The sequence below is a fragment of the Campylobacter sp. GTC17093 genome (assembly GCF_055397635.1).
The window spans coordinates 1,622,016-1,637,611 of sequence record NZ_AP038832.1; the positions used below are offsets into that span (position 1 = coordinate 1,622,016).

General features: G+C 29.8%; 17 protein-coding genes. 3 read left to right on the top strand and 14 right to left on the bottom strand.

Translation table 11 applies throughout. From position 1 onward, the window contains the following. Positions 1–16 precede the first annotated feature (16 nt). Genes ACZ5VL_RS08430 through ACZ5VL_RS08450 form a run of 5 tightly spaced genes read right to left on the bottom strand, consistent with a single transcriptional unit; the run spans position 17 to position 5,120 of the window. Complete coding sequence (locus ACZ5VL_RS08430; RefSeq protein ID WP_464200324.1) at positions 17–871, bottom strand: 1-aminocyclopropane-1-carboxylate deaminase; 855 nt, start codon at positions 869–871, stop codon at positions 17–19. Further along, a complete protein-coding gene (locus ACZ5VL_RS08435) occupies positions 864–1,892 on the bottom strand; it encodes an OmpA family protein (RefSeq protein WP_464198706.1) in 1,029 nt (342 codons plus the stop codon). Before ACZ5VL_RS08435 ends, ACZ5VL_RS08430 begins: the two co-directional genes overlap by 8 nt. Continuing rightward, a complete protein-coding gene (locus ACZ5VL_RS08440; RefSeq protein ID WP_464198708.1) occupies positions 1,870–3,222 on the bottom strand; it encodes a MotA/TolQ/ExbB proton channel family protein in 1,353 nt (450 codons plus the stop codon). The genes ACZ5VL_RS08435 and ACZ5VL_RS08440 overlap by 23 nt, the downstream gene beginning before the upstream one ends. A 10-nt stretch (positions 3,223–3,232) precedes the next feature. Continuing rightward, entirely contained in the window at positions 3,233–4,297 is a 1,065-nt protein-coding gene (gene fbaA / locus ACZ5VL_RS08445) for a class II fructose-bisphosphate aldolase (RefSeq protein ID WP_464198710.1), read from the bottom strand. 10 nt (positions 4,298–4,307) lie between these two features. Further along, on the bottom strand, positions 4,308–5,120 hold the full coding sequence (locus ACZ5VL_RS08450; protein WP_464198712.1) for a peptidylprolyl isomerase: 813 nt from the start codon (positions 5,118–5,120) through the stop codon (positions 4,308–4,310). Between the two features lie 129 nt (positions 5,121–5,249). On the opposite strand from ACZ5VL_RS08450, the gene ACZ5VL_RS08455 reads away from it, so the two are divergent. Together ACZ5VL_RS08455 and ACZ5VL_RS08460 are read left to right on the top strand one after the other, a co-directional pair. After that, positions 5,250–5,891, top strand: a complete 642-nt coding sequence (locus ACZ5VL_RS08455) for an endonuclease III domain-containing protein (RefSeq protein WP_464198714.1) — start codon at positions 5,250–5,252, stop codon at positions 5,889–5,891. Beyond that, positions 5,888–7,165, top strand: coding sequence for a M20/M25/M40 family metallo-hydrolase (locus tag ACZ5VL_RS08460; RefSeq protein WP_464198716.1), 1,278 nt, complete (start codon positions 5,888–5,890; stop codon positions 7,163–7,165). Before ACZ5VL_RS08455 ends, ACZ5VL_RS08460 begins: the two co-directional genes overlap by 4 nt. Before the next feature lie 278 nt (positions 7,166–7,443). Here the strand turns inward: ACZ5VL_RS08460 and ychF are convergent, their stop codons facing one another. From ychF to ACZ5VL_RS08505, 9 genes are all read right to left on the bottom strand, one after another. After that, the gene (gene ychF / locus ACZ5VL_RS08465) at positions 7,444–8,547 is read right to left on the bottom strand and encodes a redox-regulated ATPase YchF (protein WP_464198718.1); all 1,104 of its coding nucleotides are present in this window, start codon (positions 8,545–8,547) and stop codon (positions 7,444–7,446) included. Then, a complete protein-coding gene (locus ACZ5VL_RS08470; RefSeq protein ID WP_464200325.1) occupies positions 8,547–9,998 on the bottom strand; it encodes a leucyl aminopeptidase in 1,452 nt (483 codons plus the stop codon). The genes ychF and ACZ5VL_RS08470 overlap by 1 nt, the downstream gene beginning before the upstream one ends. Continuing rightward, positions 9,988–10,593 (bottom strand): DedA family protein, encoded by a 606-nt coding sequence (locus ACZ5VL_RS08475; protein WP_464198720.1) that lies wholly within the window; start codon positions 10,591–10,593, stop codon positions 9,988–9,990. Before ACZ5VL_RS08475 ends, ACZ5VL_RS08470 begins: the two co-directional genes overlap by 11 nt. Before the next feature lies 1 nt (position 10,594). Next, complete coding sequence (gene apt / locus ACZ5VL_RS08480) at positions 10,595–11,143, bottom strand: adenine phosphoribosyltransferase (RefSeq protein WP_464198722.1); 549 nt, start codon at positions 11,141–11,143, stop codon at positions 10,595–10,597. 10 nt (positions 11,144–11,153) lie between these two features. Further along, the gene (locus ACZ5VL_RS08485; RefSeq protein WP_464198724.1) at positions 11,154–11,486 is read right to left on the bottom strand and encodes a hypothetical protein; all 333 of its coding nucleotides are present in this window, start codon (positions 11,484–11,486) and stop codon (positions 11,154–11,156) included. 2 nt (positions 11,487–11,488) lie between these two features. Beyond that, on the bottom strand, positions 11,489–11,926 hold the full coding sequence (rpiB, locus tag ACZ5VL_RS08490; RefSeq protein WP_464198726.1) for a ribose 5-phosphate isomerase B: 438 nt from the start codon (positions 11,924–11,926) through the stop codon (positions 11,489–11,491). 79 nt (positions 11,927–12,005) lie between these two features. Next, positions 12,006–12,419 (bottom strand): glycine zipper 2TM domain-containing protein, encoded by a 414-nt coding sequence (locus tag ACZ5VL_RS08495; protein ID WP_464198728.1) that lies wholly within the window; start codon positions 12,417–12,419, stop codon positions 12,006–12,008. A gap of 58 nt (positions 12,420–12,477) precedes the next feature. Continuing rightward, positions 12,478–13,593 carry a tRNA pseudouridine(13) synthase TruD gene (gene truD / locus ACZ5VL_RS08500; protein ID WP_464198730.1) on the bottom strand — a complete coding sequence of 372 codons (1,116 nt, stop codon included), beginning with the start codon at positions 13,591–13,593 and terminating at the stop codon, positions 12,478–12,480. Beyond that, complete coding sequence (locus tag ACZ5VL_RS08505) at positions 13,571–14,392, bottom strand: thiamine-phosphate kinase (RefSeq protein WP_464198732.1); 822 nt, start codon at positions 14,390–14,392, stop codon at positions 13,571–13,573. The genes truD and ACZ5VL_RS08505 overlap by 23 nt, the downstream gene beginning before the upstream one ends. Positions 14,393–14,484: 92 nt before the next feature. On the opposite strand from ACZ5VL_RS08505, the gene ACZ5VL_RS08510 reads away from it, so the two are divergent. After that, positions 14,485–15,582, top strand: a complete 1,098-nt coding sequence (locus ACZ5VL_RS08510) for a DUF5644 domain-containing protein (RefSeq protein ID WP_464198734.1) — start codon at positions 14,485–14,487, stop codon at positions 15,580–15,582. The last annotated feature ends 14 nt before the right edge of the window (positions 15,583–15,596 follow it).

Consider the following 15,596-nt stretch of genomic DNA (forward strand, 5'->3'; position numbering starts at 1 on the left):
TTTATACCTTATTATACTATAAATTTACAATACCTTTGTATTTATAGCGCTCAAGCTGGCTGATATTTCCTATTATTCCACCTTGATGAATATAAAGAATTGGATTTTTAAATTTATGTAAATTTAAAAGAAGTGTCAAAAATCCCACAGGATCATATATTAGATCAAACTCTATTTTTGTCTCACACAAAAGCTCATTCCAAATTTCATATAGCTCTTTTTTGACTTCACCAAATGCGTATTTTTGGGGTGGTTTTAAAATTTGAACTTTTGAGTTTTTATCAAGTTCTAAAATTTGCTTTTTTAGATAATTTTCATCTCCCACACAAGGCGTAGTAAAAACATTAAATTTAGTATTTTTAGCTAAATACGTAGCGCTCGCCCCAGTGCCACTTGGTAGGAAAATATCAAATGTAATGTTCTTTTGTGCAGCATAACCTTCTATAAAATGAGCTTGTTTTATAAAACCAAACTCAGCTTCTTTTTGCGCAACACCTTCTTTTATAAAAAGAGTTTTTTCATCAGCTAAACTTCTTGCAAAATTTTCCCTATCTTCACTTATAAAATATTTCATCCCATTTTCAAGGGCAAATTTAAAGTTGCCATTAGGATTTTCTTTTAATTTTTTACCAAGATGAGAACATACATATAAAAACTCTAAATTTTTTCTTTTTGCAAAAACACTTATAGAATACATTGCATTTGACTGATTTGAACCATAGCTTATTATTTTATTGAATTTACTAAGATTGGCATCTAAAAAATAGTCTAATTTTCTAGCCTTATTTCCGTTAAAATCGCCATCTATTAAATCATCTCTTAAAAGAAAGAAATTTATGTTTCTAAAAAAAACTTCATCAATCCTAGTTATTTTTAAGCTCCAAGAATTTTTCTATCTCTTTCATCGCTTCTTTATTTGATATAGAAAATTTAATTTCTATCCTTCTAGAGGCTTGCTTATCTTCTACTCCATTTACTTTTATAGTATCTAAAAAGCTTCTGCCACTTGCGACAAGATAATTTTGCAATTTCTTATCATTATTCCAAGTGTAAATAAACTTCATAACCTCATAAGCTCTTTTTTGAGACAAGTCCAAATTATAAAGATAGCCACCATCACTATCTGTATGTCCTTCTATCATTATCTGATCTATATTTGGACGAATTTCATCACTAAGCAAAATGTTAAGATATTTTTGTAATGTATTTTTCAAATACTGTTTAGATTCTTCTTTAAGATCTGAAGATCCAACATCAAAAAGCACAGATGAAGATAGTGATATAGCACCACTATTTTGATCTATTTTTATATCATTTCCAAGCTCTTTTTGTAATGTTTCTATAACTTTTACTCTAATACCACTTAAGCTTTTAACCCTTTGTTTAGTAATGTTAAAATCACTATACAATTCCTGATATTTAGCATCCTTACTAGAAATAACATTTTGTAAATCTAAAATCTCATTTTGTAAAAAGAGCACAGTTGAATTAAGATCATTTAAAGCTGAATTTGCATCTTGTAGTTCTTGTTTGAAACTCAAATTTGAACTTTCCAAGTTTGTTGCATTTGATTCTAAGTCAATTAACCTTGAACTAATCCATTCGTTTAAAATTTCAAGCTGTTTGTTTTGATCTTTTGCAACATTTAAGCTTTGTAAAACATCACTAAGCATTTTTTGCTTTTTTTCAAGTTCTTTGTTGCTAAGTTCTAAATTTTGCTCTTTTATTACTAAATTTGATTTAAGAGTACTTAAATCTTGTTTAGCAAAATAATACCTTATAAAAATAGCCCCCAAAACCAAGATAAAAATAAAAAGCAAACCGGCCATCAAATCAGCATAAGATATCCAAAAATTACTATTTGTATTATTATGAGAGTTTTTTACTTTCATTTAACACTTTCTTTTGTTCATCGTCTAACTGATTTATTTTATCTAAAACTTTATTTACTTCCTCATCTAATTTATCTACATTTTTCTTATATTCATCAATGATTTCTTCGCTATTACTATCATATATATCTGGATTTTCTCTTTCAAAGATTTCTTTAAAAGAATGCATTCCTTCAAAAATACTCTTTTGAAACGCTTCCATAGAAATTTTTTGCTTGTTTAATATATCTTCGCTAAATTTATTTAAAGATGCATTAAATTTATATATGTTTTCTTCAAAACTAGATATAGTTTTTTCAATTCTAGTAAGTCTATCATCCGAAAGATCATGTAGTCTTGCGTATTGTTTAGAAAAATCTAATTGCAGTTCTTTTAAATTTGAGCTAAATGAATTAAGGATATTTAACATCTCGGCATGAACCTTTACTATATCTTTTTGATCTCTTTGCGAACGAAGCAACATATCTGCGGTATGTTTTATATGTTCTGAACTAAGCTTAACAGCTTTTTCTTCTGTAAGAAGTATATTTTTAAATGTTTCAAATTTCTTCTCTACTGATTCATTTAAAATATTAAAAAATTCTTGATTTGATACATAATCAAACACTATACCGATTTTCTCAAAGTGTTTTAAATTTTCTCCAAGATATCTTTGCTCTATGCCCTCTTTTGTCCAAAAGAACCCGCTTGTATCATTTCTAAGTCTATTTATAATTTTTTCAAATCTACTCATACCGTATTTTTCAAAAAATAACCACCAAAGTGCAAGAAAAATACCATAAATAGATATATAAAATGCTGTTCCAACACCACCCAAAAGACCTGAAATTTCTATTTCTAAATTACTAAAATTATCAATTCCAAATTTTGGCATCGAAATAGCAATACTTATAAATGTTCCCAAAATTCCTAACATTGGAAAAACGATGGCACCAACTGATGCAAAATGCTCATTTCTTATATGTCTTGAATGATTTTCAACAAACTCATCAAAACTCGCATTTGATCTTTTTTCTCCACCTATTGTTAGTAAATTTTTTATGATATATTTCCTAAGATCCTTTTTAAAATCATCTAGTTGATGTTCAAATATACTACATCCAAGTTCTGCACTATGTCTAGCAAAAATTAGCGATATAAAGTATATAACACCCATCATTATTACAGTGTGAAGCCCTACTTCAAAATTTATAATCTTAAAATATCCTAGTAAAAATATAGCATAAAAAATAGTTGGCAAAGCTATAATTTTAAGATAGACAAGCCTTGTTGCGCTAGCATTTGTCTCACTTAAATTTAGCTCTGAAAATGCATCGTTTTTTATATCCATGAAAAGCACCTTAGTTTTTATTTACACAGTTTAAATTCTCATATGCTATAGTAAGTCTGTTTATAACACTTTCTTCGCCACATCTTAGCCATTTTCTCGGATCGTAGTATTTTTTGTTTGGCTTATCATCGCCTTCAGGATTACCAATTTGCCCTTGTAAATAAGCTCTATTTTGAGCCTCATATTCTCTTACACCATCCCAAAATGCCCACTGTGTATCTGTGTCGATATTCATCTTAATAACACCATAACTTACAGCATCTTTTATATCTTTTATCTCACTTCCGCTTCCGCCATGGAAAACAAATTTAATAGGTTTTTCATCTTTTAAATTTAGTTTTTCTTTAAGATATTTTTGCGAATTATCTAAAATTTCAGGTCTTAAAACAACATTTCCTGGCTTATAAACACCATGAACATTGCCAAAACTAGCAGCTATACTAAAACCATCTCCTATTTTTGAAAGTCTTTCGTAAGCAGTAGCAACATCTTTTGGCTGAGTATACAAAAGAGCATTATCAACACTTGTATTATCAACACCATCCTCTTCGCCACCAGTTACTCCAAGTTCAATCTCTATAGCAACACCAAGCTCTTTAAAAATCCTAAAATATTCTTCGCAAGTTGATATATTTGCATCCAGACTCTCTTCACTTAAATCAAGCATATGAGAGCTAAATAATGGTTTTTTATATCTAGCAAAATACATTTTATTTGCCTCAATCAAACCATCTATCCAAGGAAGAAGTTTTCTTGCAGCATGATCTGTATGCAAAATAACAGGAATACCATAGTATTCAGACAAAATCTGAACATGTTTTGCTCCTGCTATTGCACCTACCACACCGGCATTAGGACAACCTTTACCTGCATAAAAGCTAGCCCCTCCATTTGAAAACTGAATGATAACGGGCGAATTAACCTTTTTTGCTGCTTCTAAAACTGAATTTATAGAGTTACTACCTACTACATTTACAGCCGGTATTGCAAAGCCATTTTCCTTTGCATAATCATATAGTTTGACAACATCTTTACCAAATAATACACCAGGTTTTACTACATCTAAAACGCCCATTTTACACCTTTTATTTAGAGTAAGTTATTTTTGCATTTTGCTTTAACTCTTGAACTTTACTTTGCATTTTACCCTTAAATTGTTGCAATTTAAGCGAGTTTTCTATCTCATCTTTTACTTCATTATAAGCAATTATGCCTTCTGGTCTCTCATCTTCTTTTAATATAACATGATAACCAAATTGTGATTTAACAGGAGTTGAGCTAAGCTCGCCTTTTTTAAGCGAAAAAGCTGAATCAGCAAATGGTTTTACCATTTTTGTTCTCTCAAACCAACCAAGTTCACCACCTTGTCTTGCACTACCACCATCGATTGATTTTTCTTTAGCAAGTTCAGCAAATTTTTTCTCTAAATCTTTGCCTTTAAAGGCTTGCAATGCTTTTATGGCATCTTTTGCACCTTTTTCATCTTCAAGGGCAAATAAAATATGTCTAGCTTTTGCTTGTGCTGGTCTTTTAAATAATCTGTCTTTGTTTGTATCATAGAATTTTTTAATATCAGCTTCGCTGACTTTTATCTCATCAAAAATTTTTTTCATGTAAACATCAGCTGATACTTTATCTTCTAAATTTTTTAGAGATTTTGCGTATTCAGGGTCTTTTTGAACACCAGTTTTTTTAGCTTCTTCAACTATAAGTTTATACTCAATAGCTTGATCTATAAGTTGTTTTTTAGTTTCAGGTGGGATTTGGTTTAATTTTACGCCAGGAATTGCCTCAAGCTCTTCAGATGTTATATTTTGCCCATTAACAGTTGCTAAAACTGCAGCATTTAAACTAATAGCCGTAGCTAAACTAAGTGTTGTAAAAACTAATTTATTCATAAATTTTCCTTTATTTTCTTGTTTTTTTAATAAACGATTCTAATTATATCATAAAACAAATTTACGCTTTATAAATTAAAAATAAATTTTTTAAAAAATATTAATAAATATTTAGATAAACTTGATTCTATGAATAAAAAAGATGCCTTAATAATAAAATCTAGACTCATAGAAAATTATAAAGATGCCAAAAGTGAACTTAAATTTAACAGTCTTTATGAGCTTATAGTTTGTGTTATTCTCTCAGCACAATGCACAGACAAAAGAGTAAATCTTATAACTCCAGGTTTGTTTAAAAACTATCCAGATATAATATCGCTTTCAAATGCAAATTTAAACAGTCTAAAATTACTTATAAACTCGTGCAGTTACTTTAACAATAAAGCTTCAAATTTGATAAAAATGGCAAAAAATGTAGTCTCAAATTTTGGCGGAGAAATACCATTAAACGAAAAAGATCTGATGAGCTTAGAAGGTGTTGGACAAAAAACGGCGCATGTTGTATTGCTTGAATGGAAAAATGAAAATTTTATGGCTGTTGATACGCATGTTTTTAGGGTTGCACACAGACTTAATATAAGCAAAGCAAAAACGCCCAAGCAAACAGAAGCTGATCTTACAAATACTTTTAAAACTGATCTTGGCAAGCTACATCAAGCAATTGTACTTTTTGGAAGATATGTTTGCAAAGCGATAAAACCTAATTGCAAAGAGTGTATACTAAATGATATTTGCAAAAGCAAAGATAAAAATTTAAAGGAAATAAAATGAAAAAAGTCATGGAATATTTTAAAGAAATTTGTACCATTCCACACGGTAGTTTTGAAACTGACGAAATGAGGGATTATTTGTTAAAGCACTGCAAAAAATGTAATTTTGAATTTAGTGTTGATGAAGCTGGAAATATTTACGCCCATAAAGGCGATCCAAAGATTTGTTTGCAAAGCCATTACGATATGGTTTGTGTTGGAGATGCACCAAATTTAATCTTACAAGAAAAAGATGGGTTTTTAAGTGCAAAAAACTCAAGCCTTGGTGCAGATAACGGTATAGGCGTTGCTATAAGTATGGTAATGATGGAGGAGTTTAAAAACTTAGAAGTCGTTTTTACAAACAATGAAGAAGTTGGGCTTTGGGGAGCTGCTAAATTTGATACAAAAATAAAAAGTGGCAAAATTTTAAACCTTGATAGCGAAGAAGACGATAGAGTTTCGATAGGTTGTGCAGGAAGCGTAGATATGTACGCAAGTAAAACCTTGCAAAAAACTAACTATAGCGGATTTGCATATAAACTAGACTTAAAGGGATTTCCAGGAGGCCATAGCGGAACACAAATTGACCAAAATATACCAAATGCAATTAAATTTCTAGTTAAATTTATCAAAGAAAACGGCGGAAAAATATCGAAATTTGACGGTGGAGAAAGAAGAAACTCAATTGCGGCAAATGCTTACGCAACTGTAATTTTTGACAAAGAGATAACGCTTATACCAGATTATATAAAAGCTAAACCGCTTGGTAAAATGGAGTGCGAAATTTACAGCTTTAGTGATGATTTGCTAAATATGCTTGTGCTTTTTTCTCAAGGAGTTAGAACTTACAACAAAGAGCTAAAAATCCCAGGAGATAGCATAAATCTCTCAACCGCCAAAGAAAAAGATGGAAAATTTGAAGTACTATTTTTCGCAAGATCGATGAGTAAAGATGGTTTAGAAAATAGCAAATTTGAAACAAAAACTTTATGCGAGTGTTTTAACTTTGATTTTAACTTTGAAAATCAAACAACACCTTGGAATCCACAAGTTAATGAGTTTAGTCAAACCGTTTTAAAAGCCCTTAAAAAATATTCTCCAAATGCTAAATTTGCAGCGGTTCATGCAGGGCTTGAGTGTGGAGTTTTCATAGGAAAGGATGAAAGTTTACTTGCAACTTCTATTGGTCCAAATATCTTTAATCCACATAGTATTAACGAAAAAGTGGAGTTAAAATCAGTTGATATCATAATAAGAGCAGTTAGAGATATTATGAAAGAAATGGATGCTTAATTAAAGTGGCTGTCTACATGGCCACTTAATATTTTAATTTGTATTTATTAGCTAGTATTTTTATGTTTTTTCTTTTATTAGTTTCAAAGTATGACGCAACAAGTAGAAATTTAAAAATTTTAAATTTATCAAAAATACATTGCAATCTTTAAACTGCTAATCTTTGCGTCATTTTAGCATTAAAAAAGAAACTAGTAAAATTAGAACTAAAAATAGAGTTTCGTTTTTATCAAACTTCTCTAAATACAGAGTTGAGATAAAAACAAATAAAAATAATACTAAACATTGAATCTAAAATGCATTACATCGCCATCTTTTACAATGTATTCTTTCCCTTCAAGTCTTAGTTTTCCGGCTTCTTTTGCGCCATTTTCGCCCTTATAAGCAATAAAATCTTCATAACTTATAACTTCGGCTTTTATGAATCCTTTTTCAAAGTCGTTATGTATCACAGATGCTGCTTTTGGAGCTTTCCAGCCATTTGTTATAGTCCAAGCACGAACCTCTTGTACTCCTGCTGTAAAATAGCTTATAAGATTTAGTTTTGCAAAAGCTGTTCTTATAATTTGATTTAATCCGCTTATCTCTCCACCAATGGATTCTAAAAACTCTATAGCTTCTTTATCATCAAGCCCTATCATATCTTCTTCTATCTTTGAGCAAATTTTTACAACTTCATGACCGCTTTTTGCTGCATATTCTCTTACTGCTTTTACATATTTATTATCTTCTACAATGGCTTCTTCATCAACATTTGTTACATATATGACCTCTTTACCAGAAAGAAGTCTTAGTTCTTTATTTAAAGCTATGAACACTTCATCATCTCTTTTATTAAATGACGATGCGTTTTTACCGTCATTTAGATGCCTTAATAATTCATTTGCCATTTCTAATGATTCTTTTGCACCCTTTTGACCACTTTTTGCATCTTTTTCAAGTCTGCTTATCTTTTTGGTAAGTTGCTCTATATCAGCTAAAATAAGCTCAGTTTCTATAATGCCTATATCTCTTATAGGATCAATACTTCCTTCAACATGGGTAATATTTTCATTTTCAAAGCATCTTAGCATATGAAGTATAACTTCAACTTCTCTGATATTGGAAAGAAATTTATTCCCAAGACCCTCGCCTTTACTTGCACCCTTTACAAGTCCTGCAATATCTACAAATTCTACCATAGAGTGCATAATGCGATCAGGATTTACTATTTTTGCGAGTTCATTTAATCTAAAATCAGGCACTGGAACTACCGCTTTATTTGGCTCTATAGTACAAAAAGGATAGTTTGCAGCCTCAGCATTTTGCGCTTTTGTAAGAGCATTAAAGGTAGTTGATTTACCAACATTTGGAAGCCCTACTATACCAACACCAAGTCCCATTACATCTCCTTTGCAAGTTCTTGCATGAAGCAAAGATTCATTCTGACACCCGCTCCACTTGCACCAAAAGTATTATATCCCCACGCTCTTTCTACATAAGCAGGTCCTGCAATATCAAGATGTAGCCATTTATCTTTAAACTCATCTTTTATAAAGTGGTTTAAAAATAGCCCTGCAGTTATAGAACCACCATATCTACTTGAGCCACTATTTGTAATATCAGCTATGCTGCTTTTTATACTATCTTCTAAATATTCATTAAAATCAAGAATAGTAGTTAGCTCTCCACTTTTTTTACTAAGTGTTTTAAATTTAGTTTTTAACTCATCATTATTGCCCAAAATTCCGCTTGTAAATTCACCCAATCCAACAACACAAGCTCCAGTTAGAGTTGCCATATCTATGAGTATATCAGGCTTAAAGTCTTGAGCATAACTTAGACAATCAGCTAAAACCAAACGCCCCTCAGCATCAGTGTTCCTAACTTCTATACTTACTCCACTTCTTGATATAAGCACATCATCTGGTTTATATGAGTTTCCGCCTATCATATTTTCAGTTACACCTAAAATTGAATGAATTTCAAAAGGAAGCTCTAACTCACTTGCCCCTTTTATTATAGCAAGAGCTGCTGCTGCACCGCTTTTATCGCTTTTCATAGTAGTCATAAAATTTGCGGGCTTCAAACTAAGTCCTCCGCTGTCGTAAGTTAGTCCTTTTCCAACAAAAATAATTTTTTTAAGAGGTTTTTTTGGTTTATACACTAGATGTATAAGTCTTGGTGGATGTATGCTTGAACGATTTACTGCCAAAAATGCATTCATTTTTTCTTTTTTTAAAAATTTTTCATCGTATATATTGCACACTACATTTTTCAAACTTTTTGCAAGTTTTACAGCATCTTCTGCCATTTTTATAGGCGTGTAAATTTCAGGAATTTCATTTACAATATCTTTTGCAAAATTTGTAGTATTTGCCATGATAAGACCATACTTTATACCATCTTCAACTTCACTTTTTGTTATTTTTTTAGCATTATATTCATCATTTGAAAAAATAACTTTATGCAAAGTAAAACTTTTTTTATCGCTCTTATATTTATCAAAAGTATGACTTACTAACTCAAATCCCTCAACAATACTTTGAACACTTCTTTTTATGCAATTTGCTGAATAGATAGCTATTTTTACTGTTTTTATATTTAAATCTTTAAGCGCATTATAAGCTTTTGCCGAAGATTTTCTTATATCGTCGTAATCAAGTGCTTTAAGAGAAACATATAATCTTCTTTTATCACTTAAAAAAAGTTCTCCTTCGCCTTTATAATTAAAAAATTTAAATTCTTTAGAATCTTGTATAAATTTATGTTTTAAATCTTTATTTAGTATAAAAATAATCTCAATATCAGCTTTTATGGATGAAATATTTTTATTTTCAAACTCAAACTGCATGTTTTCTATCTTTCCTTTCATTTAAAATTTTAGCTTCTAATCTTTTCATGCCATATAGAAATCCAAAAATGCAAAGTATTATTACAGGAATCGCAAAATACAAATGCTTTTCCATATATGAAACTATATCCCAAATTTGTTGACCAAAGCACCATGCTAAAGTTATAGTAACTGCAGCCCAAACCCATCCACTTATTAAATTTATAAAAGCAAATTTCTTTGCGTTGTATCTAGTTATACCTATACTCATAGGTATAACGGTTCTAAATCCGTACATATATCTTTGAAAAAATATTATAGGCCAACCATACTTTTGAAGCAGTAAATGTGCAACTGCAAATTTACGTCTTTGGGAAACAAGTTTTTTTGTTATGTATTTTTTATTATATCTACCTATGTAAAAGTAAATTTGATCTCCTATAAAACCACCAAGCCCAGCAATAAAAATAGCAAGTCCAACATTTACGTGTCCTTCATGGGCTAAAATGCCACCAAGTATCAAAGCAAGTTCGCCTTCTAAAATACACCAAAAAAACAGTATTATATATGCATACTGGTGATATTCAAGCATTAGCTCTTTTAGGTATTCTTCCATTTTATACCTCTAAAACACTATAAACAGAAACTGTTTTTCTAATCTCATTAGCACCACCGAGTTCTGATAAATCTATCAAAAAACAAGCTTCTATACACTCTCCACCGGCTTGTTTTATAAGATCAACGGAAGCCTTAGCGGTTCCTCCAGTTGCTATAAGATCATCCATTAAAAGAACTTTTGCATTTTTTATATTTTTAAAAGCATCAACATGTATCTCTACTTCATCAACACCATATTCAAGTGAATATTTTTGAGAAATTGTCATATATGGAAGTTTTTTAGGTTTTCTTATCGGAACAAAACCAATCCCCAATCTTGCACAAAGTGCCGCACCAAATATAAATCCCCTACTTTCAATACCTGCAATAAAATCTATATTTATATCTTTATATCTATCACTTAAGTGATCAAGCAAGAAATTAAATGCTTTTTTATCGTTTAGTAATGTAGTAATATCTTTAAAAATAACTTTTGGTTTTGGAAAATCTACAACATCTCTTATGCTACCAATAAGATATTTTTTACCTTTTTCATCAAGTTCTTTCATAATTATTTCCTTACAATAAGGCTTCTATTTTGCCTTCTAATTCCCTTATACGTTGTCTTAATTTGTCATTTTCTATGCGATATTGTGAGTTTCTAGTTCTTAAAGAAACAACATCAGCTTTTACTTTATTTAACTCCTCGGTAAGTATGTCTATATTTCCTAAGGAACGCTGAAGTTGAACTTGAAGTTTTCTAATGAGAAGCTCTGTATCATCAATATTGCTTTTCATAAAATCTTTTATAGATGATTCTTTTCTAAGAAGGGAACGAAAGTAATATGCTTTTACAAAAAGATATATACAAGCACATATCAAAAAAGTTAAAACAATCCAATTTGTAAACATGATCAAACCTTTAGCTTATCTATACGGCGTTGATGTCTTCCACCTTCAAAATCGGTAGAAAAAAATGTCTCAACTATGTCATTTATTTCACCAATACCTAAAATTCTTCCGCCAAATGCAAGCACATTAGCATTATTATGAAGTCTTGAAAGTTTTGCAGTTAAAGTATCATGGCAAAGAGCACATCTAATATTATTAAACCTATTTGCGGCAATTGAAATGCCTATTCCGCTACCGCAAATAAGAACTCCATAATCATCATCGTTATTCAAATTTGAAATAAGCAGTTTAGCAAAATCAGGATAATCTACACTCTCTTTACCACTATTGCAACCAAGATCTATTACTTTATAACCAAGCCTTAAAATAAAATCTTTAGTGTATTCTTTAGCTTCAAAGCCAGCATGATCACTTGCTATAAAAATTTCTTTTATTTTCATAAATATATCCGAATAAATAAAGTTTTTTATTATAGCACTTGTTGTTTTAATGCTTAATTAAGCGAATATAAATACAAATTTATTTAACCTCTATACTTATAGTATCGAGTTGTTTATCTGAAATTTTAGAGTACTCTTTTCCATTGTAATAACCGATATTTTTATATCCAGTTAAAATATCTTTTTTTACAGTATTTGAGCAATCTTTATCTTTCATGCTGTTTTGAACTCTATTTCCAGCATAGCCACCAGCAGCAGCTCCAGCTATAGTAGCTATAGTTCTGCCAGTTCCGCCACCAATTTGATTACCAAGAACACCACCAGCTACACCACCGATTACTGTTCCAGCTATATTATTTCCATCTTTGGTATCACAACCTGTTTTAACATTTTGTTTTTCATAAATTGGAACCACTTTTACAACATCTATATTTATAGTTTTAGCAAAACCTAAAACACAAAAACATACAAGAACACAAAAAATCTTTTTCATTTTCTATCCTTTAACTGTATATCTATCATATTATACATATAAATTTTAAATAAGACTATTAATAATCATTAAAGATATCTCGGTGCAATATTTCCTCAAGCACAACTGTAGCATATGAACCTTTTGGCAAAGAAAAGCTAAAACTAAATTGTGCCATATCTTCATTATATCTATGATTAACATTATCAAGATAAGCCCAAGCAAAACGCCTAGTTCCATTTAGTTTTTCCATAAACTTATATGCTTCATCAAAAATTTTATCCTCCAAATCCTTTGCCAAGTCACAAGATTGTATAGTTTTAGAGCCAAAAACAAATCCCATACTGGTAATATCTCTTTTGGAAAATCTCTCTACTTCGCTTTGCAAATCTTCACACAAAAAACATTTCCCAAATGGATAATGCCCTAAAACTTCTCCATGCAAAAGCTTATAAAACTGGGGTTGATTTTTTAAAATCTTTATAGTATCTTTATCAAATTTATAGATATTTCCAATCTCTTTTTCGCTAAAATCTGAACAAAACTTAGAAATTTCTATCCTTTTTGAAAGCCAATTATTAAAAAGCTCACTTTGATATGCAGAAACTAAAAGAGTTGAAATTTTTGGATTTTTTATCTTTTTTTCACCACTCAATATAGCTTTACCTTCGCTCGCATTATCTCCAAATTTCCCAAATCTTTGATATCCAAAATAGTTTGCAAATCCTATATTATCTAATGCATTAAGAGCATCTGATAGCTTTTTTGCTTCTATTTGATTAACTTTTTTAAGTGTTATAAAAAAATTATTTCCTTTTAGATGGCCAATTCTTAGTTTGTTGTTGTGATAATTCAAGCTTAATATTTTTATCTTTTCATGCGAAAAATTTTCTAAGTTTTTTTCAAATTTTCTTGGCATTGATATAAACTGTGTTGTCATTCCTTCTTTATCTTTTAATCCTGCATATCCGAAATCACGCATTTTTACACCACTTGCTTCGCTTAATATATGAAGCGCTTCATGAGTTGTAAGATCTTTTTTTTGTATTTGAACAATCAAATGTTCTCCATAGCCACTACATTCATAAAGTGGTATTTCTCTAACCACAAAATCACTTGAGTTTTTAGAAAAATGTGCATTGATAGGTGCATGATTTAAGATGTAAGTTTTGTTAAAAATGTTCTGTTTTTCCATATTTTTTGTATTTTCCTTTTATTACTTTTGCAAATGGCGTTATATTTATCCTAGCTTTTTTTCCTTCATTTATAACGCGTTTTAAATTTCTTTTATTTACACTAAAAAGCACTTCATACTCTTCACCACTTTTTAATTCAAATTTATTAAGCTTTTTTATAAATTTAAAATCTACTCTATTTATATCCGCTAGCCTTCCCAAATCCCTATTTAAGCCATCACTAATATCCATAGCTGCATTTATAAATTTAGAGCTTTTATAAAAAAATTTATCCCTCAAAACTGGTTTAAAAAATCTTGAATTTGAGCTAGGCTTACCAAGTCTAAGAAGCGAGTTCAGTGCTTTTAGGGATGAACCTAGTTTTCCACTAAAACATAAAATATCGCCAATTTTAAGATCTTTTCTCATATTTGGCTTGGAATGAAGTTCTCCTACTATAGTTACAGAAACACTTAATAATTCACTACTTATAGTATCTCCACCTATTATTTCTATACCAAAATCCTTACAAGCTTCGTTAAATCCATCATAAAGAGCGCTTATTTCTGAGTTTTGTATATCCTTTGGCACACTTAGTCCAATTAGCGCATATTTTGGCACAGCATTCATTACTATAATATCAGAAATATTTACTATCATTGATTTATAGGCAATTTGTTTATAGCTTAACCAGCCTTTTTTAAAATGCGAATTTTCACAAAAAAGATCTTTTGCATAAACTAAATTTCCTACAACAGCACCATCATCGCCTATATATTTACTTTTAAAATGTGATATTATATATTTCTCTTTATCCATACTTTAGCATTTTATAAAAAAAATATTTAAACATGGCTTCATAAAATCACTTTAAGTTAAATTTGTATAAAATCATATAAAAGGAGTGACTTATGCTTGAAGTTTATATGTTTAGATTTGATATCTCAAAAGATATCTTAAGATACTATAAGCCCTATGAATTTAAGGATATAAACTTTACAAACATAAAAGGTATGCTTGAAAATATAAAAAATCAAGATCCATATTTTGAATTTGAAGGCGTAAGTCATGTAAAAATTTCAAATATTTGCGTAAGCATAGAAGAAGATATAAAAAACATTATAAGTTTTTTTGGATATAGCTTAACAATAGAACCTCTAAGCACATTTAGAGCTTATAAAGATTTGAAAATAAATGACGATGATTTTATGGCACATTTTTCTAAATTTGAAGCGCTTTGTGATAAAAATGATTTAAATTTATATAAGAGTTTAAAATGGCTATTTTATGCTTCACCATTAAGGGATTATAAGGATCAATATCTTGGAGAAAGTGCATTTGTATTCGTAAATGAAATGATAAAAAAATACCCACAAAAACAAGTTCAGTTTTTACAAATCATAAATAACATAGAAAATGGCATTTATCATCATTTAGATATATCAAATTATATCTTTAGAGACGAGCTAAACATAGAAAATATTATATATACTCTAAAACAAAGGCTCAAAGAAACATCTTTGTTACAAGAAATTCCTAATACAAATATTTCAAATTCACATTTTGTAACTAAAAGCGCAAAAGAGTGTTGTTCTACTGACAAAAAAGATTTCAAGCATAAACTAAATGACTTCAATATAGCGATTTATCCAAATAATGAAAAAGAAATATTTAAATTTACAAAAATGCTAGGTGCAAAAAATATTAAATTCGAGATGTCAAAATTTCCTGATTTTTCAAATATCTTAAAATTAGAGCCAAACATGGCTTATAGTATAGCAGGAGATATAATGATTGACGCGATAGATAGTGGAGCTGATTTTATACTAGTAAATGACGCACTTAGCTTTTATCTTTTTGACAGTTGTGCAAACAAGCTCATATCTACAACAAACAGAGAATTTAATGGATTTTATGTATTAACTTTGCATGAATTATATGAGATATGTTTTGGAGATAGTGTGCCAAAGTCCATAAAAACACATAAACTAAAAGTTGAGCTTATATAAGCTTGTGTGGGTAA

Excerpts from the sequence above, each read along its gene's own strand:
- ACZ5VL_RS08435 (WP_464198706.1), bottom strand. The coding sequence starts at position 1,892 with ATGAAAGTAAAAAACTCTCATAATAATACAAATAGTAATTTTTGGATA.
- ACZ5VL_RS08440 (WP_464198708.1), bottom strand. The coding sequence starts at position 3,222 with ATGGATATAAAAAACGATGCATTTTCAGAGCTAAATTTAAGTGAGACA.
- fbaA (WP_464198710.1), bottom strand. The coding sequence starts at position 4,297 with ATGGGCGTTTTAGATGTAGTAAAACCTGGTGTATTATTTGGTAAAGAT.
- ACZ5VL_RS08450 (WP_464198712.1), bottom strand. The coding sequence starts at position 5,120 with ATGAATAAATTAGTTTTTACAACACTTAGTTTAGCTACGGCTATTAGT.
- ACZ5VL_RS08455 (WP_464198714.1), top strand. The coding sequence starts at position 5,250 with ATGAATAAAAAAGATGCCTTAATAATAAAATCTAGACTCATAGAAAAT.
- ACZ5VL_RS08460 (WP_464198716.1), top strand. The coding sequence starts at position 5,888 with ATGAAAAAAGTCATGGAATATTTTAAAGAAATTTGTACCATTCCACAC.
- ychF (WP_464198718.1), bottom strand. The coding sequence starts at position 8,547 with ATGGGACTTGGTGTTGGTATAGTAGGGCTTCCAAATGTTGGTAAATCA.
- ACZ5VL_RS08470 (WP_464200325.1), bottom strand. The coding sequence starts at position 9,998 with ATGCAGTTTGAGTTTGAAAATAAAAATATTTCATCCATAAAAGCTGAT.
- ACZ5VL_RS08475 (WP_464198720.1), bottom strand. The coding sequence starts at position 10,593 with ATGGAAGAATACCTAAAAGAGCTAATGCTTGAATATCACCAGTATGCA.
- apt (WP_464198722.1), bottom strand. The coding sequence starts at position 11,143 with ATGAAAGAACTTGATGAAAAAGGTAAAAAATATCTTATTGGTAGCATA.
- ACZ5VL_RS08485 (WP_464198724.1), bottom strand. The coding sequence starts at position 11,486 with ATGTTTACAAATTGGATTGTTTTAACTTTTTTGATATGTGCTTGTATA.
- rpiB (WP_464198726.1), bottom strand. The coding sequence starts at position 11,926 with ATGAAAATAAAAGAAATTTTTATAGCAAGTGATCATGCTGGCTTTGAA.
- ACZ5VL_RS08495 (WP_464198728.1), bottom strand. The coding sequence starts at position 12,419 with ATGAAAAAGATTTTTTGTGTTCTTGTATGTTTTTGTGTTTTAGGTTTT.
- truD (WP_464198730.1), bottom strand. The coding sequence starts at position 13,593 with ATGGAAAAACAGAACATTTTTAACAAAACTTACATCTTAAATCATGCA.
- ACZ5VL_RS08505 (WP_464198732.1), bottom strand. The coding sequence starts at position 14,392 with ATGGATAAAGAGAAATATATAATATCACATTTTAAAAGTAAATATATA.
- ACZ5VL_RS08510 (WP_464198734.1), top strand. The coding sequence starts at position 14,485 with ATGCTTGAAGTTTATATGTTTAGATTTGATATCTCAAAAGATATCTTA.